The sequence below is a fragment of the Croceibacterium atlanticum genome (assembly GCF_001008165.2).
Taxonomy (GTDB): Bacteria; Pseudomonadota; Alphaproteobacteria; order Sphingomonadales; family Sphingomonadaceae; genus Croceibacterium_C; species Croceibacterium_C atlanticum.
Window position 1 is genome coordinate 1,646,062 of the sequence record NZ_CP011452.2, and the last position, 26,257, is coordinate 1,672,318.

The 26,257-nt window shown below is 63.8% G+C and carries 25 protein-coding genes and 1 tRNA gene; 17 read left to right on the top strand and 9 right to left on the bottom strand.

Annotated features, from left to right (window positions below; all coding sequences use genetic code 11):
- Window positions 1-63 precede the first annotated feature (63 nt).
- Both WYH_RS07815 and WYH_RS07820 read left to right on the top strand, forming a co-directional pair.
- A complete protein-coding gene (locus WYH_RS07815) occupies window positions 64-1,275 on the top strand; it encodes an AI-2E family transporter (RefSeq protein ID WP_053833453.1) in 1,212 nt (403 codons plus the stop codon).
- A 99-nt stretch (window positions 1,276-1,374) separates the two neighbouring features.
- A complete protein-coding gene (locus WYH_RS07820) occupies window positions 1,375-3,123 on the top strand; it encodes a sensor domain-containing diguanylate cyclase (protein WP_046903396.1) in 1,749 nt (582 codons plus the stop codon).
- Between the two features lie 12 nt (window positions 3,124-3,135).
- On the opposite strand, the gene WYH_RS07825 is transcribed toward WYH_RS07820, so the two are convergent.
- Complete coding sequence (locus WYH_RS07825; RefSeq protein WP_046903397.1) at window positions 3,136-3,951, bottom strand: TauD/TfdA dioxygenase family protein; 816 nt, start codon at window positions 3,949-3,951, stop codon at window positions 3,136-3,138.
- 182 nt (window positions 3,952-4,133) lie between these two features.
- Between WYH_RS07825 and WYH_RS07830 the strand changes: the two genes are divergently transcribed.
- Both WYH_RS07830 and WYH_RS07835 read left to right on the top strand, forming a co-directional pair.
- The gene (locus WYH_RS07830) at window positions 4,134-5,537 is read left to right on the top strand and encodes an amidohydrolase family protein (protein ID WP_046903398.1); all 1,404 of its coding nucleotides are present in this window, start codon (window positions 4,134-4,136) and stop codon (window positions 5,535-5,537) included.
- A gap of 43 nt (window positions 5,538-5,580) precedes the next feature.
- Window positions 5,581-6,546: a cation diffusion facilitator family transporter gene (locus tag WYH_RS07835; protein ID WP_221232053.1), complete on the top strand. Its 966-nt coding sequence runs from the start codon at window positions 5,581-5,583 to the stop codon at window positions 6,544-6,546.
- 99 nt (window positions 6,547-6,645) lie between these two features.
- Here the strand turns inward: WYH_RS07835 and WYH_RS07840 are convergent, their stop codons facing one another.
- Complete coding sequence (locus WYH_RS07840; protein WP_046903399.1) at window positions 6,646-7,257, bottom strand: superoxide dismutase; 612 nt, start codon at window positions 7,255-7,257, stop codon at window positions 6,646-6,648.
- A gap of 91 nt (window positions 7,258-7,348) precedes the next feature.
- Window positions 7,349-8,602 carry a dicarboxylate/amino acid:cation symporter gene (locus tag WYH_RS07845; protein WP_046903400.1) on the bottom strand — a complete coding sequence of 418 codons (1,254 nt, stop codon included), beginning with the start codon at window positions 8,600-8,602 and terminating at the stop codon, window positions 7,349-7,351.
- 82 nt (window positions 8,603-8,684) lie between these two features.
- Between WYH_RS07845 and glmM the strand changes: the two genes are divergently transcribed.
- The 3 genes from glmM to thiD are packed head-to-tail and all read left to right on the top strand — an operon-like array spanning window position 8,685 to window position 11,037.
- Window positions 8,685-10,025, top strand: coding sequence for a phosphoglucosamine mutase (gene glmM / locus WYH_RS07850; protein ID WP_046903401.1), 1,341 nt, complete (start codon window positions 8,685-8,687; stop codon window positions 10,023-10,025).
- Window positions 10,022-10,252: a DUF1272 domain-containing protein gene (locus WYH_RS07855; protein ID WP_046903402.1), complete on the top strand. Its 231-nt coding sequence runs from the start codon at window positions 10,022-10,024 to the stop codon at window positions 10,250-10,252. Before glmM ends, WYH_RS07855 begins: the two co-directional genes overlap by 4 nt.
- The gene (gene thiD / locus WYH_RS07860; RefSeq protein WP_046903403.1) at window positions 10,249-11,037 is read left to right on the top strand and encodes a bifunctional hydroxymethylpyrimidine kinase/phosphomethylpyrimidine kinase; all 789 of its coding nucleotides are present in this window, start codon (window positions 10,249-10,251) and stop codon (window positions 11,035-11,037) included. Before WYH_RS07855 ends, thiD begins: the two co-directional genes overlap by 4 nt.
- Here the strand turns inward: thiD and WYH_RS07865 are convergent.
- The 5 genes from WYH_RS07865 to WYH_RS07885 all read right to left on the bottom strand — a co-directional run bounded on the left by WYH_RS07865 (window position 11,034) and on the right by WYH_RS07885 (window position 15,798).
- Window positions 11,034-11,948 carry an LOG family protein gene (locus WYH_RS07865; RefSeq protein ID WP_082347903.1) on the bottom strand — a complete coding sequence of 305 codons (915 nt, stop codon included), beginning with the start codon at window positions 11,946-11,948 and terminating at the stop codon, window positions 11,034-11,036. The two genes, thiD and WYH_RS07865, sit on opposite strands and share 4 nt — an antisense overlap.
- 73 nt (window positions 11,949-12,021) lie before the next feature.
- Window positions 12,022-12,678 carry a glutathione S-transferase gene (locus WYH_RS07870; protein ID WP_046903404.1) on the bottom strand — a complete coding sequence of 219 codons (657 nt, stop codon included), beginning with the start codon at window positions 12,676-12,678 and terminating at the stop codon, window positions 12,022-12,024.
- Window positions 12,671-13,639 (bottom strand): oxygen-dependent tRNA uridine(34) hydroxylase TrhO, encoded by a 969-nt coding sequence (trhO, locus tag WYH_RS07875; RefSeq protein ID WP_046903405.1) that lies wholly within the window; start codon window positions 13,637-13,639, stop codon window positions 12,671-12,673. Before trhO ends, WYH_RS07870 begins: the two co-directional genes overlap by 8 nt.
- 78 nt (window positions 13,640-13,717) lie before the next feature.
- Window positions 13,718-15,475 (bottom strand): DEAD/DEAH box helicase, encoded by a 1,758-nt coding sequence (locus WYH_RS07880; protein WP_046904944.1) that lies wholly within the window; start codon window positions 15,473-15,475, stop codon window positions 13,718-13,720.
- 249 nt (window positions 15,476-15,724) lie between these two features.
- Window positions 15,725-15,798 (bottom strand) — tRNA-Gln (locus WYH_RS07885).
- A 145-nt stretch (window positions 15,799-15,943) separates the two neighbouring features.
- Between WYH_RS07885 and WYH_RS07890 the strand changes: the two genes are divergently transcribed.
- Entirely contained in the window at window positions 15,944-17,122 is a 1,179-nt protein-coding gene (locus WYH_RS07890; RefSeq protein WP_046903406.1) for a Ppx/GppA phosphatase family protein, read from the top strand.
- Window positions 17,119-17,784: an RlmE family RNA methyltransferase gene (locus WYH_RS07895; protein WP_046903407.1), complete on the top strand. Its 666-nt coding sequence runs from the start codon at window positions 17,119-17,121 to the stop codon at window positions 17,782-17,784. The genes WYH_RS07890 and WYH_RS07895 overlap by 4 nt, the downstream gene beginning before the upstream one ends.
- Before the next feature lie 31 nt (window positions 17,785-17,815).
- On the opposite strand, the gene WYH_RS07900 is transcribed toward WYH_RS07895, so the two are convergent.
- Complete coding sequence (locus WYH_RS07900) at window positions 17,816-18,448, bottom strand: c-type cytochrome (protein ID WP_046903408.1); 633 nt, start codon at window positions 18,446-18,448, stop codon at window positions 17,816-17,818.
- A 115-nt stretch (window positions 18,449-18,563) separates the two neighbouring features.
- On the opposite strand from WYH_RS07900, the gene WYH_RS07905 reads away from it, so the two are divergent.
- From WYH_RS07905 to WYH_RS07940, 8 genes are read left to right on the top strand one after another with little or no spacing between them, the layout of a single operon-like run.
- Entirely contained in the window at window positions 18,564-19,457 is an 894-nt protein-coding gene (locus WYH_RS07905) for a prephenate dehydratase (RefSeq protein ID WP_046903409.1), read from the top strand.
- A gap of 30 nt (window positions 19,458-19,487) precedes the next feature.
- Window positions 19,488-20,195 (top strand): hypothetical protein, encoded by a 708-nt coding sequence (locus WYH_RS07910; protein ID WP_244877981.1) that lies wholly within the window; start codon window positions 19,488-19,490, stop codon window positions 20,193-20,195.
- Complete coding sequence (locus tag WYH_RS07915) at window positions 20,192-21,484, top strand: DUF4350 domain-containing protein (protein WP_046903410.1); 1,293 nt, start codon at window positions 20,192-20,194, stop codon at window positions 21,482-21,484. The genes WYH_RS07910 and WYH_RS07915 overlap by 4 nt, the downstream gene beginning before the upstream one ends.
- Window positions 21,485-21,486: 2 nt before the next feature.
- Entirely contained in the window at window positions 21,487-22,443 is a 957-nt protein-coding gene (locus tag WYH_RS07920) for an AAA family ATPase (protein ID WP_046904946.1), read from the top strand.
- A 53-nt stretch (window positions 22,444-22,496) separates the two neighbouring features.
- Window positions 22,497-23,783 carry a DUF58 domain-containing protein gene (locus WYH_RS07925; RefSeq protein WP_046903411.1) on the top strand — a complete coding sequence of 429 codons (1,287 nt, stop codon included), beginning with the start codon at window positions 22,497-22,499 and terminating at the stop codon, window positions 23,781-23,783.
- Entirely contained in the window at window positions 23,783-24,844 is a 1,062-nt protein-coding gene (locus WYH_RS07930) for a stage II sporulation protein M (protein WP_046903412.1), read from the top strand. The genes WYH_RS07925 and WYH_RS07930 overlap by 1 nt, the downstream gene beginning before the upstream one ends.
- Window positions 24,841-25,734, top strand: a complete 894-nt coding sequence (locus tag WYH_RS07935; protein WP_046903413.1) for an RDD family protein — start codon at window positions 24,841-24,843, stop codon at window positions 25,732-25,734. The genes WYH_RS07930 and WYH_RS07935 overlap by 4 nt, the downstream gene beginning before the upstream one ends.
- Window positions 25,735-25,789: 55 nt before the next feature.
- Window positions 25,790-26,254 carry a GNAT family N-acetyltransferase gene (locus tag WYH_RS07940; protein ID WP_046903414.1) on the top strand — a complete coding sequence of 155 codons (465 nt, stop codon included), beginning with the start codon at window positions 25,790-25,792 and terminating at the stop codon, window positions 26,252-26,254.
- Window positions 26,255-26,257 lie beyond the last annotated feature (3 nt).

The following is a 26,257-nucleotide window of genomic DNA, read 5'->3' on the forward strand; positions in this document are numbered from 1 at the left end:
GATCGGGCCCGCGTGAAGGGCCAGAATTGTTCCTTGCCGTCCTGACGGGTGCCGAGCCGCCGCATGAGTCTTCCAACAGATACGCCACACCCGGAACAGACCGGGCCAGATGCCGATCCCGGCAATATGCAGGGCGGATCTTCCGCGCGGCAGACAGGCCGCCCACGCAGGACCATGGGTTTCGCGGCCCAGGAATTGCGGCTGATTTCCGCGCTGGTGGTGCTGCTTTCGATCGGCCTTTTCCTGGCCCTGCCCTTCGTGCTTTCAATCGGGTCGGTGGTCTTCCTGCCGCTGGTCGCGGCCATTGTCCTGACGATCGTGCTTTCGCCCCTGGCGGACCGGCTCGCCATGTTCGGGATACCCAACTATCTGGCTTCCTTCGCAGCCCTGCTGGCCTTTCTCGGTATCCTCGCCCTCGCGCTGACGGCGGTGCTCAGCCCGGCGGTTTCCATGCTCGACGAAGTTCCCGCGATGATCGCCAGGATCGGGGAACATTTCAGCCATTTGCAGGGTAGCCTGGCCTGGCTCACGCGGTTGAACGAACAGATCGCGGGCATTGTCGGAGGCCAGCAAAACGATCAGGTCGTGCTGGCCGGGCCAACCGTGCTGCAACAGCTCGCTCTCGCCACGCCCAGCGTGGTGCTGGAAGTGCTGCTGACCTTCCTGATGGCTTTCTTCATGATCGAAGCGCGGGTGCGGCTGCGCCGCCGCCTGCTGCTGGAACGCCAGCATTTCGGCGCCAGCCTGAAGGCCGCGCGCGTCATGCGCGCCGTGCAGGACCGTGTGGCCGCCTATATCCTGACCGTGGGCCTGATCAATCTGGGCGTCGGCCTGATCGTGGCCTTTGGCGCCTGGGCGCTGGGCCTTGGCGCACCGGTGATGTGGGGCGGGCTGGCGGCGCTGCTCAACTTCCTGCCTTATATCGGCCCGCTGACCATGATCGCCCTGCTGACATTGTTCGGCCTGGGCACGGCGGATTCGCCGGTTGTGGGCCTGATTCCGGCCGCGGCCTATCTGGGCCTGCACACGGTGGAATCCAATTTGGTGACCCCCGCGATCCTGGGCGCGCGTTTTACGATGAACCCGGTGCTGATCCTGCTGGCGCTCAGCTATTTCAGCTGGATCTGGGGCGTTACGGGGGCCCTGCTTTCAGTGCCGATCCTGCTGACCATAACGGCACTGGTCGATCATCTCGGCCGTCCCAACCTGGTGGGCTTCATTTTCGGGGAGCCGCTTTTTTCCACCGACGTGCTGGAACTTGGCGAGGCGGATTGATCCAATGCCGCATTTGGTTCACCGCCGCAGAAATCTGCGAAATTTTCGGCCGGGCAGTAACCTAATATAAGTGATGCTCGTGCCAGTCGGGGCGACATAATGAACGCGTTGATCCGCATAGAAACCGGCTTGATTCGGGCGCTGCTGCTTGTGGCGGCGGTCGTGTGCGCGGGCTGGTCGGCATCTGCCTCGGCAGAACGATGGCTGGCGCAGCCATTCTGCCACGCGGTTACCCCGATCGAGGCCGGTGATACGCCGCCCTCCGCCTTCGATTGTTCAGGAAAAGCGGACAATTACCAGAATGCGAGCCTGTGGCTTCGCGTTACGCCGACACCGGCAAAAAAGGCCGAAGGCGGGCTGACGCTCGTGGTGCAAAATACGCGCTTCGACCGGCTGATGGTCGTCTTCAACTTCTCCGATGGCACGGTGGAACGGCATCAGGTCGCCAGTGGCAGTTTTGGGAAACATGCCGCGCTTGGGGCGCAGATCATGTTCAACGCGCCGGAGCGGGAAGCACAGATTGAATCTGTGACCATGCGGGTAGACCGGCTGGCCAGCATCGACCTGCTGCGAATCCGGCTGATGTCATTGCCGGAAAGCAACCGGCAATCTTCCGCCCTTTCCGTCATCATTGGCGCCGCGCTGACGCTGCTGGGCATTGGCGCGGTTTATAATCTGTTCTTCGCAATAGCAGCGCGGCGGCAATTCGCCGCCTGGCAGAGCGCCTGGGCCGCATGCATGATGCTGTGGGGCGCGATCTGGTCGCAGCTCATCCTGTTTGTCCTGCCGGGCATGGCAGGGGCACCGTCGGCACAGATCAGCACCGCCATTTCCTGCTTCGCGGTTACGCTGGCGACTACCAGCGCTGTTACCTCTCTCTCCTCCGACCATGTTCCGCGCTTGTTGAAGGGTGGCACTCTGGCACTTGGGGGCGCAGTCGGCCTGATCGGCATTCCGCTCGCCATCATGCGCAGCGGCCCGATCATGGTGCTGGCGGATGTGCTGGCGCTGGTGATTCTGGCGGACCTGCTGGCTGTTGCCCTTTGCATCGGCTGGGCAATGCGCAGCGGCAGCCGGGAAGCACGCAATTTCGCCGGTGCGTGGTCCATGCCCATGCTGATGTTGGCGGCCACCTTCCTGGTAGATACCGGGCAGATGCTTTGGGGCGGCGGTTCCCATCTGCTCGTCCTGTGTGCAGCGGCGTGGCAAACGATATGGATCTCCATCAGTGCGTCATCTTCATATGCCCATCTGCGCATGGAGCGGGACAATGCCCGAAAGGCAGAGGCGCAGGCCCACGAACTGGCGCGGCGCGACCCGCTGACCGGCCTTTGCAACCGGCGCGGCTTCATCGAAACCGTTACCGGAATGACCCAGCGCTCGGCGGGCAGGCGCAAGCCCGTGGCGTTGCTGCTGATCGACCTGGATCATTTCAAGCAGGTCAATGACCGGCACGGCCATGATGCGGGGGACCGCGTGCTGACCTGCGTGGCCGAAATCCTCCTGACATGGGAAGGGCCGGATTGCGCCGTCGCGCGGCTTGGCGGCGAGGAATTCGCCATGCTGGTTTCAGGCCTGAAGGGCGATGCGCTGATCAATTTTGCCGATCATGTGCGTACTGAAATCGCCGCCTACGAATTCGGCCCCCTGCTGGATGGCGCGAAGGTTACGGCCAGTATCGGCGTGGCTGAAAGACCGGACGCCGATTTTCACTCTCTCTACCGGTTGGCGGACAAGGCGCTTTACGCAGCCAAGCATAATGGCCGCGATCGCGTGGAATCGAACCATGTTCCGCCCGAGAATGAAGCGCAGGGGCGCTTCATCGAAGAACTCGCCGAGGGGAGCTGATCCAGCGCCGGGTCATACCGGCCTGTCCCCCTTTACCTGTACGCGATATCCGGACCGGGTCTGGGGGAAATAATCCCAGATAGCCGAATGCTGGACAGACCTGTTGTCCCAGAAGGCCATGGAATATGGCTGCCAGCGGAACCGGCACTGAAATTCCGGCTTCTGCACATGCGCTGTCAGATAGGCCAGCAGCGCCTGGCTCTCATCCTTGGGAATGCCTTCGATATGATCGGTGAACTGCCGGTTCACGAAGATCGCCTTGCGTCCGGACACGGGATGGGTGCGGATCACGGGATGGGAAGATTTGTTGAACTGCGTGCCCGCAGGGGCGATCTTGCCGAAGACCAGCGCCGCATCATGCACTGCGGAAAGCCCTTCCAGATGGGCCTTCATGCGATCCGACAGGGCATCATAGGCAGCGAACATGTTGGAAAAGGCCGTGTCTCCGCCCGTGGGCGGGACGACATGCAGGTGCAGCGCCGAACCCAGCGGCGGTTCCGGATCGCAGGTCATGTCCGAATGCCAGTCCTCCCCCGCCACGAATTTGGAATCGCCATCGGCGTGGATACGGGCGATTTCCGGGTGGCCCGGCACGGACCAGGCGGAGGTTGCGGGCGCGACATGCAGATCGCCGAACAGGCGGGCGAAGTCCTTGTGCGCTTCGAAACCAATCCGTTGATCGCGGAAGAAGATCACCAGATATTCAGCCAGTGCCCGGCGCAGTTCCTCCCCCGCTTCATCTGACAATGGCTGCCCAAGATCGAGACCGGAAATCTCCGCCCCCATATGCGGGGTGACGGGATCGATGCTGAACTGGCTGTAACTCACGAGCGTTCGCCCCCTCTGAAATTACAGGGGAAGCTATGGCGCCCAGGCCGCCGCTTCTTGCCGGATGACACCCCAAATCTTGCTGTGCGGCGCATGACGGGCGGCAAGAGAATATTCGCATCCGATCAAGAAGGCGCTGCTCCGCTGGTCCAGCATCGTGGAACAACCATGGGAAGCTGAGTATGACCGACGCGCCGATTTCCGCCGATCTCCTGATCAAACATGCCTGGATCGTGACAATGGATGCCCAGCGGCATGTCTATCGCGACGGGGCCATCGCGATCGCTGCCGACAGGATCGTTGCCGTCGGTCCATCGGCCGAGGTGGAACGGCAGGTGCTGGCGAAGGAGATAATCGACGGCACGGATCGCTTCGTAGTCACTCCGGGCTTCGTGAATTGCCATATCCACATCACCGGGGAGCCGATCACGCGCGGCTATGTGCCGGATAATACCGACTGGCGGACCAATGTCTTCGAATGGCTGATACCGACCTATATGGCGCAGACGCCGGAGCAGGAGCAGATCTCCGCCCGGCTGGCCGCGCTGGAGATGCTGCGCACCGGCACGACCTGTTTCGTGGAAGCGGGCACGATCCTGAATATCGACGCCGTGATGGAAGCCCTGGCCGAAACGGGCATTCGCGGGCGTCTGGGCCAGTGGTTGCAGGACCGCGCCTTCGCGCCGGATGACGATCAGGCGAAGCTGACCGCCGATGCCATCGCCCGTATGGAGGCGCAGCAGGCGGCCTATCCGGTGAGCGGAGATCCTTTGCTCGCCACCTGGCCGTGCCTGGTCGGGCACAATACGGCGACGGACGATCTGTGGCGGGCAGCTACCGATCTCGCCAGGGAAAGCGGCACAGGCGTAACCGCACATATGAGTGCGGACCCGGCGGATCCGGAATTCTATCTTGAAACCACGGGCAGGCGGGCAATTGCCCATCTGGCCGATCTCGGGGCGCTCGGTCCGCATCTCTCCCTGACCCACGCCGTCTATCTGGATGAAGAGGAAGTATCGCTGCTTGCCGAAAGTGGGACCAGCGTCACCCATTGCCCGATGACCGCGATGAAGGGGGGATATGGCGCCACGGCGGCCGGCAGCTTCCCCGAAATGGCCGCGGCGGGCGTGAATATCCAGCTGGGCACGGACGGCAACAATAATGGCAATGCGGCCGATATGATGCGGGCCATGTTCGTCACGGCCGGCCTGTTCAAGGATGCGCGGCGCGATACCAGCCTGTTTTCATCCTATCGCGTGCTGGAAATGGGCACGCTGAACGGTGCGCGCGGGGCGCAATTGGGCGAAACGATCGGCGCGCTGGCACCGGGAATGAAAGCCGATTTCGTCCTGCATGACCGTGACCGGCCCGAATGGCGCCCGCTCTTCAACGCGGTCAACCAGCTCATCTACTCGGCCGATGGACGCGGCGTGCACAGCGTATGGGTCGATGGCAGGCGCGTGGTCGACAATTACCATTCCACCCTGATCGACGAGGAGAAGCTGTTTGCCGAGGCAGAGGCAGCGGGCAAGGACGTTCTGGAAAAGGCCAATATGCCGATCCCGAGCGAGTGGCCGGTGATCTGATCCGCCCCGGCGCACGCGGATTTGATCCGCCTGGCAGGAACGGTTGGCCGTTTCCCGCGTCGTCATCACCGTGAACTATATCAAGGCGAATCTCGTCCTGCTGGGGGCGTTGACGGCGAATCTCGGCATCGCCGTCGCAAAATTCATTGCCGCCAGCATTACCGGCTCCTCCTCCATGTTGTCTGAGGGGTTCCACTCGGTTGTCGACAGCCTGAACCAGGTCCTGTTGCTGTATGGGGAACATCGCTCTGCCCATCCGCCGGATCGGCGGCACCCCTTCGGCTATGGCCGTGAGCTCTATTTCTGGACCTTCGTTGTCGCGATCCTGATCTTCGCCGTCGGCGCGGGCATTTCCTTCTACGAAGGCTATATCCATTATCTTGAGCCGGAGGAGCTGCGCGACCCGACGATCAACTACATCGTACTTGCAGTGGCCTTCGTTCTGGAAGGCGGTTCATGGTTCATCGCCGTGCGTGAATTCGCCGGAAGCAAAGGCGATCTGAGCTGGTGGGAAGCCGTCCGCGAATCCAAGGATCCATCGGTCTTCATCGTCATGTTCGAGGATTCCGCAGCGCTGGCCGGGCTTCTGGTGGCCGGTGGGGGCGTGTGGGCGAGCCATCATTTCAATGCGCCGCAGCTCGACGGCATTGCCTCCATGATGATCGGCCTGATTCTGGCCATGGTCGCCGTTCTCCTGGCGCGGGAGGCGAAAGGGCTGCTGATCGGGGAAAGCGCCGATCCGCGCGTGACGGAGCAGGTGCGCGCCATTGTCGCGGCCGAGGATTGGATCACCCATGTGAACCATGTGCGCACCATTCATTCTGCGCCAGACAAGGTGTTCGTGGCCATCAGCGCGGATATTGCCGACCATATTGCCATGGGCGAAGGCGAACGGCTGATCGAGGAGGTGGAGCGCAACCTCAAGGCGCAAATGCCTGAATTGTCTTCCATCTATATCCGCCCGGAAAAGCGCGAGGATGCAGAACCGGTCGGCTCTCTGGCAGGGTGAGCACTCCCCCGCCCCGCGACATTCCCCGATTGCGCAAACAACATGGCCCGCCCCACCGGAGTGGAGCGGGCCATTATTTTCATCGGCTGTGCGCCGCGATCAGGCCGGGTAAGTCCAGGCCGTGCCGCGCGACAGGTTTTCCGCCGCGAAGTTCCAGTTCAGGTGGCCATCAATCACCGCCTTCAGATAGTTCGGGCGGGCATTCTGGTGGTCGAGGTAATAGGCGTGTTCCCACACGTCGATGGTCAGCAGCGGGTTGAAACCGCTATCGGCCAGCGTGTCGCCATCATGGGTTTCCTCGATCGACAGCTTGCCGTCCTTTTCGGCCAGCCAGACCCAGCCGCTGGCGAAGTGGCCAGCACCGCGATCGGCCAGCTTGCTCTTCAGATCGTCCAGGCTGCCGAACGCATCCTTGATCATGGCGGCCAGTTCGTCCGTCGGGACGAGTGCATCCGGGGACAGCGAATGCCAGTAGAAACCGTGGTTCCAGCTCTGCGCCGCATTGTTGAACAGGCCCTGATTGCTGCCACGGGCGGCGGAAATCACCTCGATCAGGGATTTGCCTGCCAGATCGGTGCCGTCGATCGCCGCATTGGTCTTGTCGATATAGGCCTTGTGGTGCTTGCCGTGATGGAAGCTCAGCGTTTCGGCGGAGATCGCCGGTGCCAGCGCCTCGCTGTCATAGGGCAGGGGCATAAGTTCAAAAGCCATTTGGGTCCGTCCTTCCTGTTGTTTGCGGGCTCATATGCAGCCCCGTTTTCCTGCACGCAACGCATGGCTTGGCCGAGGGTTGCTATTGCAATCAATTCTCATCCGGTTTGCGGTCAACCCAGGCGGTAACCGCCACATCCATGGTGACATTTCCCACCGTCCGCATGATGTCCGGCAGCATCTCCACCGCCACCAGCAAGGCCAGCGGTTCAACCGGCACGCCCATCGCCAGGGCGATGGGGCCGATCGAGGTGACGAAGCTGATCGCGCCAGGCAGGCTGACCGAACCGACCGTAGTCACCAGTGCCACGGCGGCCCCGGCGGCGATATTGGCGGGTGTAAGCTCAATCCCGGTCAGCTTGGCGACATAGATCGCGACCGCCAGGTTCATTGCCGGGCTGGTGGCGCGGAAAATCGCCACGGCCAGCGGCAGCACGAAATCGGCCGTCGTCTCGCGAATGCCGAGCGCGCGGCAGGAACCGAGCATGGCCGGCAGGCTGGCGAGCGAGCTCTGCGTCGAAAGCGCCACGGCCTGCGACGGCAGCACCGCCCTGGCAAATTTGGCCGGGCTGCGCCGCGCGGCGAAGAATGCCACGCCATAGGCCGCAATCATGACCATCAGGCCGAGACTGGCGACGACCAGGATATAATGACCCAGCGCGGCAAAGGCCCCGCCCCCGCTACGCAGGCCGACCCCGATGGCCAGGGCGAAGACACCGACCGGCGCCAGCCACAACACCCAGCCGATGATCACCAGCATCGTGTTGCCCAATGCTTCGAACAGGTTGAGCATCAGATTGCGCTGATCGTCCGGCAGGCGGGTGATCGCCACCGCCAGTGCCACGAAAAAGACGATCAGCGGCAGCATGGCCGTGGATGCGGCGGCCGCGATGATGTTCGGCGCCACCAGCGATTCGAAAAAGGCGCCGATGCCGGGCACGGTCTGCGGTTGCGCATCCCCTGCCATCAGGGCCGCCTGGGCAGTGCCGGGAATGGGGAAGGCATCCAGCAAGACCGGCATGACCAGTGCCGACAGCAATGATCCGGCGGCAAGCACGGCGGCGATAGTCAGCAGGGTCCGCCGCGCCATCTTGCCCGCGCGCGCCGTGGCCACCATGCGCCCGATACCCGCGACCAGCAATGCCGCGACCAGCGGAATGATCGTCATCTGCAGGGCGCGCAGCCAGATCGTGCCCACAGGGCCAGCCACGGCCCGCACGGGCCCGGCGGCTTCGCTGCCTGACAGGAACCAGCCGAAAGCCAGCCCCACCAGCAGGGCCATGAATGTCCAACCGGCAGGGAGATCTATGTTCTGGAGTGTCTCGTTATCGTCCGATTTCGCCATTCGGCCCCCTATGCCCCGTGACATTAACCGCGCGAAGCGCCATGGCAAATGGACGGAGTAAGCGAGAAATCCAAGGGATTGCATGGGACGCACTTTTTTTGGGACCGACGGGATCCGTGGCCGGGCAAATGCCGGGGTGCTGACAGCCGCCACTGCGATGAAGGTCGGGCAGGCTGCGGGCCACCATTTCCTGCGCGGCGATCACAAACATCGCGTGGTGATCGGCAAGGATACGCGGTTGTCCGGCTATATGATGGAAACCGCCCTGGTGGCCGGTTTCACCAGCGTGGGCATGGACGTGATCATGACCGGCCCCCTTCCCACCCCCGCCGTGGCCCTGCTGGCGCGCGAAATGCGGGCCGATCTGGGCGTGATGATTTCCGCCAGCCACAATCCCTATGCCGATAACGGCATCAAGCTGTTCGGCCCGGACGGTTTCAAACTGTCCGATGCGGATGAAGAAGCGATCGAACGGGCCATGCAGGAAGAACAGCCGCTGGCCCAGGGCGAAGATATCGGCCGGGCCCGCCGGATCGAGGATTCGCGCGGTCGCTATATCCACGCGATCAAGCAGTCCCTCCCCTCTGACGTGCGGCTGGACGGGCTGAAGATCGTGGTCGATTGCGCCCATGGCGCCGCCTATACCGTGGCGCCAACCGCGATCTGGGAACTGGGCGCGGAAGTGATCGCCATGGGCGTTTCGCCCAACGGGCTGAATATCAATGACGGTGTCGGTTCCACCGCGCTCGATGCGATCAAGGCGCGGGTGGTGGAAGAAGGCGCCGATATCGGCATCGCGCTGGATGGCGATGCGGACCGGCTGATCGTCATCGACGAGAAGGGCCAGGCCGTGGACGGTGACCAGATCATGGCGCTGATCGGATCGCGCCTGGCCGCTGCGGGCGAATTGCGCGGTGGCGGCGTGGTGGCCACGGTGATGTCCAATCTCGGCCTGGAACGGATGCTGGCCGGCCTCGGCCTCAACCTCGTCCGCACCAAGGTCGGCGATCGCCATGTGCTGGAGGCGATGCGCGCGGGCGGCTATAATGTCGGCGGGGAGCAATCCGGCCATATGATCCTGCTGGATCATGCGACGACCGGCGATGGCTGCATTGCCGCGCTGCAGGTGCTGGCTTCGCTGGTCCGTTCCGGCAAGCGCGCCAGCGAATTGCTCCACCTGTTCGACCCGGTTCCGCAATTGTTGAAGAACGTCACCTATTCCGGCGGCGATCCACTGGCCGATGCACAGGTCAAATCCGCCATTGAAGAAGGCGAAGCGGCGCTGCAGGGCCGCGGCCGGCTGGTAATCCGCAAATCCGGCACCGAACCCAAGATCCGCGTCATGGCCGAAGGTGACGATGCAGGCCAGGTGGAACGCGTGGTGGACGATATTTGCGATGCGGTGAGGGCTGCCGCGGCATGAGCCTGGAAATGCGCCCGGATTGCGAACGCTGCGGGGCGGATCTGCCCGCACAGGCGCCAGGGGCGTTCATCTGCAGCCTTGAATGCACTTTCTGCGCGGAATGTGCGGAAGAACTGGATGATCGCTGCCCCAATTGCGGCGGCGAGCTGGTGGACCGGCCAACCCGCGCCAAGCGCTGGCTGGATGCCTATCCACCTTCGACCGAACGCCGCTTTTCCGCCGGATGAGCGCGCCGCCCCGCATATTGATCATCGCCGGTTCGGACAGTTCCGGCGGGGCCGGCATCCAGGCCGATATCAAGACCGTCACCATGCTTGGCGGTTATGCGATGACGGCCATCACCGCGATCACTGCGCAGAACACCACCGGGGTCCAGGGCGTGCAGACCATGCCCGCATCCTTCGTGGGCGACCAGATCGAAAGCTGCCTGTCCGATATAGGCGCGGATGCGATCAAGATCGGGATGCTCGGCTCCCCCGCCGTCGCGCATAAAGTGGCGGACAGGCTGGCGCCGCTGGATATTCCGATCGTGTTCGATCCGGTGATGGTGGCGACCAGCGGATCGATGCTGGCGGACCCGGAAACCGTGGCCGGATTCGCGCGATTGATGGATCTTGCCACTATCGTAACGCCGAACCTGCCCGAACTGGAAGCGCTGACCGGCAAGGACTGCCCCGATCGGGACGCCATATACCGCGCCACGGCGGAACTGGCCGCCGCCCATGATTGCCATGTGCTGGCCAAAGGCGGCCATGCCGAAGGGGACCGGATCGTGGATTTGCTGGTCCGGCCCGACGGATCCGCCATATCCTTCGACCATGCGCGGATCGAAACGCGCCATACGCATGGCACGGGCTGCACATTGTCTTCCGCCATTGCCACCCTGCTCGGCCACGGCCAAAGCGTGGAACATGCCGTGCGGCTGGCGCGCAAATTCGTGTTCAAGGCGATCCAGGCCGCGCCCGGCTTCGGCGCCGGGCACGGCCCGATGGGCCATCAGGGCGTGCGTTAGAATTCCGGAACGCGCGGCCCTGCGATCTCATAGAAATCGCAGATGTGCTTCCAGCCCTCTTCGGCTGTCTCACACCAGGTAATCAGGTCCAGATCCTTCTGCGAGATCGTGCCTTCGCGCGCCAGGGCGCCGAAATCGATCACCCGGGTCCAGAATTCCTTGCCGAACAACAGCACCGGGATGCGCTTCATCTTGCCGGTCTGGATCAGCGTCAGCAATTCGAACATCTCGTCAAACGTGCCGAAACCGCCGGGGAACACCGCCACCGCCCGCGCCCGCATCAGGAAATGCATCTTGCGCAGCGCGAAATAGTGGAACTGGAATGACAGATAAGGCGTCACATAGGGGTTGGGCGCCTGTTCATGCGGCAGCACGATATTGAGCCCGATCGATTCCGCCCCGGCTTCCGAAGCGCCCTTGTTCGCCGCCTCCATGATCGAAGGCCCGCCGCCCGAACAGACGACGAATTGCCGCTGCCCGTCCTCGATTATGGATTTCTCGCTGGCAATCCGCGCCAGGTCATAGGCTTCCTGGTAATATTTCGCCTTTTCAGCCAGGCGTTCCACCACCAGCCGCTCGTCCACCGGCAGGTCCGCCGCGCCTTTCAGCGCGGTTTCCACCGCTTCGGGCGGCGGAATGCGCGCAGAACCATACATGACGAGTGTGGAACCCACGCGCGCTTCATCCAGCAGCATTTCGGGCTTCAGCAGTTCGAGCTGGAAGCGGACCGGCCGCAATTCTTCACGCAACAGGAAATCCGTGTCCCGATATGCCAGCCGATAGGCCGGGTGCTGGGTCTGCGGTGTCTGCGGCGGCTGCGCTTCGGCAAAGCCTGCTTCCTGATCGGCGCGATAAAAGGCGCGGTCGCCCAGGTCCCGCTCGGACCGATCCAGATCGTCGCTGTCGCTCACTCAAATCTCCACAATGACTGTCCGGCGGCGCAATAGGGGGTTGCGGCGCATGTGAGAAGCATTGCTTGCCCGGTCAGGCAAACTGGCCCGGACCTTGCCCGGGAAAGACTATCGGCGCGTCGCCTTCAATCCATGGCCGGGGCCGGATCATGATCGCGCCGAACAGGTCGGATGCAAGGTGGGCCGCAAGCCAATCCTTCAGATGCCGCAGCGGCAGGGCATCGAACCATTCCCGGTCCACGCCCGCAAACTGGCGCACAAAGGGCATTATCGCCATGTCGGCAAGGCCTCTGGCCGATCCGCAGAGCTGGCCCTTTGCCTCCAGCCGCTGGTCCAGTTCACGCAGGAATCCCAGCGCGCTTTCCCGGTGGGCCAGGCTGTCGGAATCATGCCGGTCGGGATATTTGTAACGGTCGAGATCGTGCTTGAAGGCGCCGTCATTACGGGCAATCAGATCCCGGTCGTCGCGTTCCAGCCAGCCTTCCGGATCATGGCGGCCAAGGGCCCAGCGCATGATGTCGATACTTTCATCAATCACCGTCCCATCAGGCAACACCACCACCGGGACAGTCCCCTTGGGCGATGCCTCCAGCAATTGCGGCGGCTTGGCCGAAAGCTTCACTTCGCGCAATTCGCAGGCCGTGCGGCTGATCGCCAGGGCCAGCCGCGCCCGCATGGCATAGGGGCAGCGGCGAAAACTGTAGAGGATCGCTTCGTGCCGTTCAGTCATCCGTCTTTGCGTGCATCCTTGCGCCCACATGGGCCCGCCCTTCGCTGGCGGCGAGGCTTTCCTGCCGGTGCCGCTCACGATAGGAAGCGCGTTGTTCCTCTGTCCGTTCCCCATGGCAGGCCGGGCAGCTCACGCCTTCCTCGAACAGGGGAGAGGAGCGATCCGTTTCGCTCACAGGGCGGCGGCAGGCATGGCACAGGCCATAACTGCCCTGCGCAAGCCCATGGCCGATCGTCACCCGCTGATCGAAGACGAAACATTCGCCCTCCCACAGGCTTTGTTCCGCCGGCACGGTTTCCAGATATTTCAGGATGCCGCCCTTCAGGTGGAACACATCCTCTATGCCTTCCTGCTTGAGGAAAGCGGTCGATTTTTCGCAGCGGATGCCGCCGGTGCAATACATGGCAACCTTCGGCGTGCGCCCTTCGCCCAGCAAGCTGTCGCGCTGCTGGCGGAACCAGTCCGGGAAATCGCGAAAGCTGGCAGTTTTGGGATCGATGGCACCGGCAAAACTGCCCACGGCCACTTCATAATCGTTACGCGTATCGATCACGATCGTGTCCGGATCGCTGATCAGATCGTTCCAGTCTTCAGGCTGGACATATGTTCCCACGCTCGCCCGCGGATCGATATCGGGCTGCCCCATGGTCACGATCTCCCGCTTCAGCCGCACTTTCATGCGGTGAAACGGCATGGACTGCGCGCCGGAGAACTTCACGTCCAGATCAGAGCAATCGGGCAGGCCCCGGATATGATCCAGCACTGCATGGATGCCGTCGGGGCTGCCGGCAATCGTGCCGTTGATGCCTTCCGGCGCAAGCAGCAAGGTGCCACGAATGCCCTGTTCCTCGCACAGCTGCGCCAGCGGATCTCGCAGGGCGGCGCAATCTTCGAACCGGGCAAAGCGGTAGAGGGCGGCAACCCGCAAGGGCTGGCCGGAATGATCGCTCATACTTTCCATGCCAGCGCCATAGCGTCATGCGGCCGGCCCGTCAGCCGGGCGTGGACGCCCATTGTGCCTGTGCCGCCCCTGCCCTTGTCAGGACGGGCGATCCTTGCGGCGATGCGGCCTGTCCTTCGCCCCGGCCTTGTCCTTCGGCCTGCCCTTGCCATTGGGTGCGGCAGAGCGTCCCTTGGGCCAGCCCTTCCTGTGCTGGCGCGGTTTGCCTGCATGGTGCCCGCGCGCAGCCTCACGCGGGCCGTCGGACGGTTCGATACCGACAGCTTCCTCGCCGCTTTCATCCTTCGCCGTGCGGGCAAGAGCCGCATTGAACTTGTCCGCAATGGCGCGTGGGATCTGGAAATGGGTTTCATTGGCGCCGATGCGAATCGCGCCCACTTCATTGCGGGTGATGTGCCCGCGGCGGCAAAGCAGCGGCAGCAGCCAGCGCGGATCGGCATTCTGGCGGCGGCCGATATCCATCCGGAACCAGACCGTATCCTCGAATCCGGGACGATGCCGTTCCTGCTGCGCCGCACGCCGCGCCTCGGGCGTGTTCTCGATCAGCTCTTCCGGTTGCGGCATGGCGGCACGATGCGCGCGGACCAGCGCGGCCGCGATATCCTCTGGCGAACGTTCGGCCAGCAGGCGTTGCGCGAGGGTGCGATCTTCCTCGTCATACTCGACCGGTTCCAGCAGGGCGGAAAGCAGACGCTCGCGATCCTGCTTGCGGATTGCCTCAGGCGTCGGTGCGTCGATCCATTCCGCATCGATACGTGCGCCGCGCAGCATGAATTCCACTCGCTTGCGGCGCGGATAAGGCACGATCAGCACGGCCGTGCCCTTCTTGCCCGCACGGCCCGTCCGGCCTGAACGATGCTGCAACGTCTCCGCATCGCGCGGAATTTCCACGTGGATGACAAGGCTCAGGCTCGGCAGGTCGATACCGCGCGCAGCCACATCGGTCGCGACGCAGACCCGTGCCCGTCTGTCCCGCAGGGCCTGCAGGGCCTGGTTGCGTTCCGACTGCGAATGTTCGCCAGACAGGGCCACCACGGCAAAGCCGCGTTCCTGCAAGGTCGCGTGAAGACGGCGGACATTGTCGCGCGTGGCGCAGAACAGAATCGCCGTTTCCGCCTCGTGAAAACGCAGCAGATTGACCACGGCGGCCTCGATTTCCGACGGGGAAACAGTCACCGCCTGGAAGGCGATATCGCCATGGCCGCGATCATTACCGCCGGTCGAAATGCGCAGGGCGTCCCGCTGGTAACGGCGGGCCAGCGCCACGATCGGCTTGGGCATGGTGGCGGAAAACAGCAGGGTGCGCCGGCCATCCGGCGTCGCGTCCAGGATCTCTTCCAGATCTTCGCGGAAGCCCATGTCGAGCATTTCGTCCGCTTCATCCAGCACGACCGCTGCGATCGCGGTCAGGTTCAGGGCCCCGCGCTCAAGATGGTCCCGCAGGCGGCCAGGCGTGCCCACCACGATATGCGCGCCGCCACGCAGCGACCGGCGTTCCTTCGATGCGTCCATGCCACCGACACAGGTGGCGATGCGCGCACCGGCCTTGGCATAGAGCCAGCCCAGTTCGCGGCTGACCTGCAGCGCCAGTTCACGCGTGGGCGCCACGATCAGGGCCAGCGGCGCGGCGGCGGGTTCGGCAAGCCGGTCCAGCAGATTGCCGGCCAGCGCCAGTCCGAAGGCCACCGTCTTGCCAGAGCCTGTCTGTGCAGAAACGATCAGGTCACGGTCGGCTGCATCCTGCGCCAGAACGGCGGCCTGCACTTCGGTGGGTTCGGCATAACCGCGTTCGGTCAGCGCTTCGCCAAGGACTGGCGGAATATTGGAAAACGTCATGATGCTCACGAATAAACCGGGCCACATGCGCAGCCGGGCGGGGGATTCAATTGTTCAGGTGACCGCTCTTGCACCCCCGAACTGCAATATCGGGGCCGCCGGGGAGTCAAATCGCCTCTATGGCTGGCACGCCTATACAGGATCGCCGCGCGTTTGGCTTCCCCTGTTTTTCGCAACTGCGAAAAGGCCCGCATCGGCTGGAATGGCGGCCCATGATCTGCATGGGCTATGCGCGTTTCGGCCAAAAAATGGATGCCCCGCGTGGATTCGAACCACGATTGACGGAGTCAGAGTCCGTAGTCTTACCATTAGACGACGGGGCAGTGCGGAGCGCGGCATCTATAAAGGCGAATGCGAGTCGTCAACCCGCTGCATCACCCGAACTTGCTCCTGTCCCATCGTTTCGCTAGCCTCGGCGGCAAGTACCCGCACCATGCGGGCGAGAACGATAAGAAAGTAGTAGAAGACATGGCGGATATAAAACCGCCGGACGTAAGGAAGGGCCATCCCGCGAATGGATGGGGCGGCCAGACAGGCAAGCCCCCTTCCCGTGAACCAGCCCGAAACCAGTCCGGCAAGAAGCACGGAAATGGTGCATCGTCGCAGAATGCGACGTGGCGGCGCCCGCCGCATCGCCAGTTCCGGCAGGCCTATGCCGCGATCGATCTGGGCACCAATAATTGCCGGTTGCTGATCGCCCGGCCCGCCGCGGAAAATTTCGTTGTCATCGATGCGTTCAGCCGCGTGGTCCGGCTTGGCGAAGGGCTGGCCCAGACCGGCAGCCTCAGCCAGGCGGCCATGGATCGCGCGGTCGGCGCGCTGAAAATCTGTGCCGACAAGCTGCGCAAACGCAATGTGCACCTGGCACGCTCTGTCGCCACCGAAGCGTGCCGCAGGGCGGATAATGGCGCCGATTTCATAGAGCGGGTGCAGAAGGAAACCGGCATCGTTCTGGACATTATTTCCGCCGAAGAAGAGGCCAGGCTGGCCGTTCTGGGCTGCCACATCCTGCTGGAAGACGGAATCGGCCCGGCCGTGATCTTCGACATTGGCGGCGGATCGACCGAGCTGGTGCTGATCGAACCCGGTGCGCCGGTGCCGCATATTCTCGATTGGCAGAGCGTTCCCTGGGGCGTTGTTTCCCTGTCCGAAACGGTCGGTGCGGAGGTGGACGATCACTCGTCCCGACTCGCCCGCTATGAGGAGATGCGGCGCCTGGTATCGGAAAGTTTCGCCCAGTTTGCGAAACGGATCGCCGCCCATCACACGCCCGAGCTGCGGCTGCTGGGGACCAGCGGTACAGTCACCACTCTGGCCAGCCTGCACCTGGATCTGCCCCAATATGATCGCAATGCGGTGGACGGGCTTATCGTTCCGGCGGAATCGATGCGCGACATTTCCCGGCGCCTGTCGCATATGTCGCCGGCCGAACGGCGCACCCTGCCCTGCATCGGCAAGGAACGCGCCGATCTGGTGGTGGCCGGATGCGCGATCCTGGAAGGGATACTGGATATCTGGCCAGCCCCACGGCTGGGCGTGGCGGATCGCGGCATTCGCGAAGGCATCCTGCGCAGCATGATGTCCGCCGATGCCGACGGGATGGAAGCACAGGCGGCCCTGCGCCGATTGAAGAAAGACATGAAATGAGCCGTTCCGGCCGTGATACCGATCGCCGCGTTCGCACGGCCCGCAAGCGCAGCGCGTCATCCACGCGCTGGCTGGAGCGGCAGTTGAACGATCCCTATGTCAAACAGGCTAAGGCCGAAGGCTATCGCAGCCGGGCGGCCTACAAGCTGATCGAACTGGACGAGCGATTCGGCCTGTTGAAAAACGCGCATCGCGTAGTCGATCTGGGCATTGCGCCGGGCGGCTGGAGCCAGGTTGTGCGCAAACGCTGCCCCAGGGCGAGTATTGTCGGCATCGATCTGCTGGAAACGGAAGCGATCGAAGGCGTCACCATCCTGCAGATGGATTTCATGGACGAATCGGCACCGGCAAAGCTGGAAGCGGCGCTGGACGGGCCGCCCGATCTCGTCCTGTCGGACATGGCAGCCAATACGGTGGGCCACAAACAGACCGACCATCTGCGCACCATGGGGCTGGTGGAAGCCGCCGCCTGGTTCGCTGTGGATACACTGGACAAGGGCGGCGCCTTCGTGGCGAAAGTTCTGGCCGGGGGGACCGACGCAGAATTGCTGACCCTGCTGAAAAAGCATTTTCGCACGGTCAAACATGCAAAACCACCGGCGAGCCGCAAGGGCTCGTCCGAGTGGTATGTCATCGCTCAGGATTTCAAGGGCCGCGACTAGCGGCCCTTATTTGTCAGCGTTTATCCGCGCATCAGGCCGCGGTAGCTTCTTCCGCTTCGCCTTCAGCGGCTTCTTCACCCGATTCGGCTGCTTCGCCTTCGGCAGCTTCGGCAGCTTCTTCCTCAGCCGGCGCAGCCTGCACTTCGGGAAGAGGCAGATTGGAACCATTGGCGTTGAGATAGGCGATCACATTGGCACGGTCTTCCATGCTGGAAAGGCCGGCAAAGCTCATCTTCGTGCCCGGGGCGAAACTGCGCGGGCTCTTCAGCCATTCGTCCATCTGTTCGAATGTCCATTCACCCCCGATCGAGGAAAGCGCACCGGAGAAGGCGAAGCCGCCCGCACCCTGGCCGATCGGTTCGCCGATCACGCCGTGCAGATTCGGGCCAATACCGTTGGCGCCGCCCTGTTCGATCGTGTGGCAGGACACGCATTTGGCGAAAACCCGCTCGCCAGCAGACGCATCAGCCGTAGCCATTACCTCAAGGAAGCTCGGCCCGGCATCAGCCGCGCCTTCTTCCTCAGCCTCGATCGGATAGCCTGCCACTTCCGGGGCTTCCGGCTTGTCGGCATGGAAAAACATGCCGCTGAGGATGGAAAGGCCGAGTGCAATGATGCCCGCGAAAAGGGCCCAGCCAGCGATGGTGTTAAAGCGATCGGTCATTGAAGAATTATCTACCAGTATCCCGTTTGCGCGCCGCTCTAGTGGCGGGTGACGCCGGAGGCAAGACCGATAGTGGCTTGTCCGGCCTGTTACACGCCGTTACCGGCCCTCAATCATGGACAGCTACCCCGCTCCGGCGCTCGCACTGGTCGAGCAAATGCGCAAGGCCGCAGCCGCCGAACCCGCGCGCGCCATCGCCTTTCAGGGCGCCCCGGGCGCCAATTCGCACCGTGCTGCGCTGGAATGGGCGCCCGAATGCCTGCCCCTGCCCTGTTTTTCCTTCGAGGATGCGCTGGAAGCGGTGAATGCCGGGCGCGCCGGCAGCGCGATCATTCCTATCGAAAATTCGCAGAATGGCCGCGTTGCGGATATTCATTTCCTTCTGCCGGAAAGCGGCCTGTCCATCGTGGGCGAATATTTCCTGCCGATTCATCACACGGTGATGGCTGTCGGCAAGGGACCGTTCAAGGCCGCCTACAGCCACCCGCAAGCGCTGGGGCAGACCCGATTCTGGCTGCGCGAACGCGGCATCATTCCCATGGCCTATGCCGACACGGCCGGCGCGGCGGCGCTGGTGAAGGAAATGGACGATCCGGAAGTCTGCGCCATCGCGCCCAGCCTCGCCGCCGATCTGTACGGGCTGCAGGTCACCGATCGCGATATCGAGGATGCAGCGGACAACATGACGCGCTTCGTGATTCTTTCGCGCGAACAGATCGATCCGGCCACCCTGTCGGGCGAAACGGCCATGACGACCTTCATTTTCGAAGTGAAGAATATCCCCGCCGCCCTGTACAAGGCGCTGGGCGGTTTCGCGACCAATGGCGTGAACATGACCAAGCTGGAAAGCTATTACGAAGGCGCCAGCTTTGCCGCTTCGATGTTCTATGCCGATATCGTTGGCGCGCCGGGTGATCCGGCAGTGGACCGCGCGCTGGAAGAACTGGCCTTCCACTGCAAGGAATTGCGCATCTTGGGCAGCTACCGGCAATCCCGCCCCCGCCCCTGACCGCAGCGGCGGCCAGCCGGGCCAAGCTTGTTGCGCCCGCGACGCGCGCGTGCCACCAACAATATGGTGACGACGGGAACGGGGGAGATAGCTGGCCAGGGCGCCAATGGCGGCTTCACCCGGGACTGGGAAGCCATCCGTGCCAATGGCGATATCCAGTTTTCCCCGGTCGAAATCCCCCCTCCACCCGAAACGCCCGAATGGCTGAAATGGCTGGGCGAATTGCTCAGCCCGCTGGGCGAAGGACTGACGGCGCTGGGCCGCGCGCTCGGCCTGTCAGGCCCGGCGCTCCTGTGGATTCTCGCAACTATCGGTGCGGCACTGGCCGCATTGCTGATCTGGCGCCTCGCCTCCTCCGCCATGCGCCGGAAATCCGGGCAGGCCGCACGGGCAGAGCCTGACTGGACGCCCGATGCCCATCAGGCGCTGGGCCTGCTGGAGGATGCAGACCGGCTGGCTGCCCAGGGCCATTATGACGAAGCGGCCCATCTGCTGCTGCGGCGGAGCGTCGCCCAGATCGAGGCAGCCCGGCCGGGCCTGCTCGAACCGTCCAGCACGGCACGCGAAATCGCCGCCCTGCCCGCATTGCCCGACCGCGCGCGGCAAGCCTTCGGCACTATTGCCGAATGCGTGGAACGCAGCCTTTTCGCCCTGCGCAATCTTTCCGCCGAGGATTGGCAGAAAGCGCGCGCCGCCTATGCCGATTTCGCACTGGCCGATCAGGGCGCCGGATCATGAGCCGCGCCGCCGGGCCTTTTCCCATGCGGGCCGTGTTGGGCCTGATCGTGGGCGGCGGGGCCGTGTTCCTGCTGCTGCTCTATGCCATGGCGCAGGGATGGGATGGCGGAAGGGACGATAATGGCGGCGCCCATGCCGCGGCCAATGGGCTGAACGGCTTTTCCGCACTCGCCGGATTGCTGGAACGGCGCGGCCATGAAGTCAGCCTGTCCCGCAGCCGTGCCCGGCTGGAAGACGATTCGCTGCTGGTGATCACGCCCCAGCATTCTTCCGATGCGGAAGATCTGGAAGAACTGATCGAAGGGCGCCGCTATATCGGGCCGACGCTGGTGATCCTGCCGAAATGGCTGGCCGGGCCTGTTCCGCGCGAAGCGGATACCGACACCGGCCCCGGCTGGGTGCAACTTGCCGGCGCCATGCCCCCTTCATGGGCGAAGGATTTCGGCCCGCTGGGTCAGGAACCGGCCATCGAGCAATTCGCTTCGTGGCGCGGACTTGGGCTGGAAGGAACCCTGCCTGTGCCGGGCAAAGCGCAGGCCATCAATTCATCCGCCATTGCCCCGCTGGTGGAAAATGAACTGCGCCGGACCTTCGCCGGATATTGGGACAATGGCGGATATTACCCGATACTGTCCGAACTTGCCGGCGAACGGCCCCTCTCCGATGAAGAGGTGGCAGAGCTGGACCAGGATGCCTGGCCGGTCGTGATCGTGGTCGAACCGGACCTGATGAACAATTATGGCCTGTCCGATCCGGCGCGTGCGGAACTGGCCGTGCGGCTGGTCGAAGCGACATTGGAAGATTACGACCTGCCGATCGTCTTCGACCTGACCATTGCCGGGCTGGGGCGCGCGGAAAACCTGCTGACGCTTGCCTTCACTCCGCCATTTCTTGCCGCGACACTGTGCCTGATACTGGCAACCCTGCTGATCGGCTGGCGCGGTTTCCGCCGTTTCGGCCCGCCCATTGCGGAAGCTCCCGCCCAGGCGCGGGGTAAACGGCAGCTGGCCCGCAACGGCGCGGCATTGGTGGAACGCGCAAGGCGGTTGCACCTGCTCGGCCCGCCATATGCGGCAATGATCGGCAGGCGCATCGCCCGCGATCTGGGCATTCGCGCAACGGATCCACTGGCGCGGGAACAGGCCATCGAAAACATGCTGCAACGGCGCGGCATGGCAGACACGAACTATGTCGCGCAGGCAGAGGCGCTGCGCCGCGCAAGAAAGCCGGGCGAATTGCTGCGTGCGGCCGCCGCACTCAGGACTATCGAAAGGACGCTTGAACAATGACCATGTCGCTGGACGAAACCCGTGCGCTGGCCGAATCCATCCGTGCTGAAATCCGCAAGGCGATCGTCGGCCAGGATCAGACGGTGGAACATCTGCTGATTGCGCTGGTGGCGCAGGGCCATGTGCTGCTGGAAGGCCCGCCCGGCACGGCCAAGACCCTGCTGGCGCAATGCTTCGCCGCCGCGACGGGGATGGAATTCGGCCGCATCCAGTTCACGCCAGACCTGTTGCCGGGCGATATTCTCGGTTCCAACCTGTTCAATTTCCAGACCAGCCAGTTCACGCTGACACGCGGGCCGATCTTCCGCGAATTGCTGCTGGCGGATGAAATCAACCGCACCCCGCCCAAGACGCAGGCGGCCCTGCTGGAGGCGATGCAGGAACGCAAGGTGACGCTGGACGGGGAAACCCACGCCCTGTCGGACCACTTCATGGTGGTGGCAACGCAGAACCCGATCGAGAACCAGGGCGTCTATCCCCTGCCCGAAGCGCAGCTGGACAGGTTCCTGTTCAAGCTGCTCGTCCCCTATCCCACGGCCGAGGAAGAGGCCGCAATCGTCAAACGCTTCGGCGAACGCAGCGGCCCGGCCCGTCCGGCGGAATTCGGCATCACCGCCGTCGCCGATGCCGCCTCTCTCGGCCAGGCGCAGGAAGCGGTGAAGATCGTCAGGCTATCCGACGATGTGATCAATTACACGGTCGCGCTGGTGCGGGCGACGCGCGAAAGCAGCGATATCGCCAGCGGCGCCTCCCCCCGAGCGGCGGTGCTGCTGGCCAATGCCGCGCGTGCCCGCGCCGCATTGCATGGCCGCGATTACGTGCTGCCTGACGATGTGAAGGCGCTATCCACCGCGACATTGCGGCACCGCCTGCTGCTATCCCCCGCGGCCGAGATCGAAGGGCGGCAGGTGGAAGACCTGGTGGCCGGTCTGGTCGAACAGACAGAAGCGCCGAAATAGGGCCACCGCCGGTAGTGAAAGCCCCCATCGTCCCCTCGGCCCGCGCGCTGGTGATGCTGGCGCTGTTCGCGCCCATCGCCGTGGTCATCGCCGCCATCGCCCCGCAGGCATGGCTGCTGCCGCCACTGGCCGGGCTGGGGCTGGTCCTGCTGGTGATGGTGGACGGGCTGCTGGCAGGACGACTGGCAGATATGACGCTGGACGTGCCGGAAGATGCGGAAATCGGGCAGCCAGTGCCGATCTCCCTCCTTGCCGAATTTTCAGGCCATATTTCGGGCCTGCCGGAAGCGGCGCTGGGTTTCGAACCGCGCCTGGGGGAAAGCGGCGCGGCGAATTTCCCCCTTAGCCCCGCAGCAACAGACAGCATCTGGTCCGGCGAGATGCAGCTCACCCCGATGCGCCGCGGCACTGGCCAATTGCACGATCTCTGGCTGCGCTGGCCGGGCCCGTTGCGGCTGGCCTGGCGGCAGGCCCATCGCGCGCTGGACAACGAAATCCGCATCTGGCCCGATCTCAGCCCGGTCCGCTCCCCGGTATTGCAGGCCTTCATGCGCGATGCGCAATTCGGCATCGTGGCGAGGCGCATTCGCGGCGAAGGCACGCAATTCGAAGCGCTCAGCGAATATGAAGCCGGGATGGATCGCCGCCGGATCGACTGGAAGGCCAGCGCGCGGCACACAAGGCTCTATGCCCGCGAGAACGAGGCGGAGCGGGATAACCAGATCGTTTTTGCCTTCGATTGCGGCAGTTCCATGTGCGAGCCGGTGGACCGCCTGCCAAGGATAGATCGGGCCGTCTCGGCCGCCCTCACCGCCGCTTATGTCGCGCTGAAGGGTGGGGACAAGGTCGCGCTGTTCGGCTTTGCCGACAAGCCGGAATTGCTGACCCCTTTCGCAACCGAACCGCGCGCCTTCCACCGGCTGCAAGTGGCGGCCGCCGGGCTGGATTATCATGCGCGTGAACCCAATTTCACGCTCGCCCTCGCAACGCTGGCGGCCCGGCTGAAGCGCCGGTCCCTGATCGTGCTGTTTTCCGATTTCACCGATCCGACTTCGGCCGAACTGATGGTGGAAAGCGTGGAACGGCTGGTGCGCCATCATCTGGTGATATTCGTGACGATGGAAGACAGCGAATTGTCCGCCCTTTCGCGGGCGGAGCCGGACAGGCTGAGCGATCTTGCCACCGCCGTGGCCGCCGAAGGGCTGGCCCGCCAACGCGCGCTGGTGCTGCAGAAATTGCGGCGGCTGGGCGTCGACGTGATAGAGGCGCCGTGGCAGGTTATCGGCTATCAGCTGATAGATCGCTATCTCGCGACCAAGCGGGCGGAGGCGATCGGCTGATGGTTTTCCCCGGCATCCCCCTGTTCCGCAAGGCGGCGATCGAAACGCCGCCCGATATCGAAGCGGCCAGCCTGCGGTCGGACAAGTTCCGGCTGGAGCGCGAAGGCGATTGGCGGCGGCTGGAAGCCATTGTCGTGGAACTGGAAAAAGGCCGTTTGCGGCGGATCCCGGACGAGGATTTGCTCGCCCTGCCCGTCCTTTATCGCCAGGCCGCCTCCAGCCTTTCCGTCGCGCGGGAGACATCGCTCGACGCGGGAACGCTGGCCTATCTCGAATCGCTGGTCCGCCGCGCCTGGTTCCAGGTCTATGGCACGCGCACCAGTTTCATCGCCTGGCTGCGCGATTTCCTGTTCGGCGGCTGGAGCGCGGCCGTGCGCACGCTGTGGCTCGACATCTGCATCGCTCTCGCCGTGATGATCGCGGGATCGGTGGTCGGCTGGCTGCTCGTCGCGCGCGACAGCGAATGGTATTACGCCCTCGTCCCCGGTCAGTTCGCCGACACACGCCGCCCCGGCGCATCGCGCGAAGTCCTGCAGGAAGCGTTGCAGGGCACCGACAGCGGAGAGGGGCTGAGCGTTTTTGCCGCCTATCTCTTTTCCAACAATTCCGCCGTTTCGATCATGGCTTTCGCGCTGGGCTTTGCCTTCGGCATCCCGACCTTGCTGCTGCTGGTCTATAATATGGCGGTGCTGGGCGCGATGATGTGGGTCTTCGCGCAAGCGGGGCTGCATTGGGAATTTGCCGCCTGGCTGTCCGTCCATGGCACGACAGAGATATTCGCGATCCTGCTGGCGGGTGCGGCCGGAATGCATATCGGCCGTGCCATGGCGTTTCCGGGGCAACGATCGATCCTTGCAGCGGCGGCCACCAGCGGACGGCGCGCCGCGCAAATCATGGCCGGTGTCGTTCTGATGCTGGTGATAGCGGGCCTGCTGGAAGGCTATGCCCGGCAATTGGTGGACGATCCATGGGCCCGGGCCGCGATCGGCGGAACGGTGCTGCTGTTCTGGCTGGCCTATTTCATCGCCTTGCGCGGGCGCGGCGAGGAGTCGCAGGCATGACCGCCGTGACCGCCAGGAAGCGCGACGTGAAGCGGGACCGCCAGCTCATCACGCCGGAAGGGATAGCCCTGCCGCTGAGCATTGCCAGCCGCGGCGCGCGCGCGGGCGCGCTGCTGCTCGATCTCGTGCTGATCGTGACGGTGGTTTTCGTGGTCCTCGTCGCCCTGCTGTTCGTGACGGACGGAGCGGTGTTCGCCACCGGAACCGCTGCGGAAAACCCGGCGGTGGAACTGTTGCTGGTGCTGATCATATTGCTGCTGTTCCTGGCCCGTTTCGGTTATTTCCTGTGGTTCGAACTGGGCCCGCGCGGCGCAACACCGGGCAAGCGCGCATTGGGAATCAGGGTTGCGGCCCGCCCCGGATCGGGCGGAGACGGGCGGCTGACGGCAGAAGCCGTGATTGCCCGTAACCTTATGCGGGACATGGAAGTGTTCCTGCCCGCCACCTTCCTGCTTTCCGGGCAGGCCGGGATGGGCATCACCGGCATCGCCACCTTCATCTGGCTGGGCATTTTCACGCTGTTTCCCTTCTTCAATCGCGACAATCTGCGCGCCGGGGATCTGATCGCCGGAACCTGGGTGGTGGAAGTGGACAAGATACAGCTGCCCCAGGCCATGTCGGTTGCGGAAGACCGTTCGCAGATTTTTCACTTCGGCGAGGCGGAACTGGCCGTTTATGGCGAGCATGAATTGCAGGTGCTGGAAGACGTGCTGCGCGCCAACCGGCCGGAAGCGATGCGGCAAGTGATGGAAGCGATCTGCCGCAAGATCGGCTGGGAAGCCGGCGCCGGCCATGAACGTGAATTCCTGGAAGCCTTCTACGCCGCCCTGCGCGCCCGGCTGGAAAGCAATATGCGCTTCGGCAAGCGCAAGCGGGACAAGTTCAGCTAGGCCGTGCCATCTGGCCGGGCTTGCCAGCATGGCCAAGCCGTAGCAAATCCCGGACATGCCCGATTATCGCATCACGCCAGACGATCTTGCGGGGGAGCCCGTTCGCGAATTGCTGGCATTCCACCTGGCGGAAATGCATCGCTGGTCGCCTGCCTGCAAGGTGCACGCAATGCCGGTGGATCGGTTGCGTCAGCCCGACATCAGCTTCTTCAGCGCGTGGGACGGGGGCGACCTGGCCGCTGTCGGCGCCCTCAAGCATATTGACGGGACACGCGGAGAGCTGAAATCCATGCGCGCCGCCCCTGCCCTGCGCGGCAAGGGCGCCGGTCAGGCCATATTGCTGCATCTGATGGATGAAGCCCGGCGGCGCGGCTATCGCTGGCTGGGGCTGGAAACCGGGCGGCCGGAACCGTTCCGGCCAGCTATCGCGCTCTATACCAAGCATGGTTTCGCCGAATGCGAACCCTTTGGCGATTACGTATCGGACGATTTCTCCCTCTGCATGGCACGGGATCTGTAAACC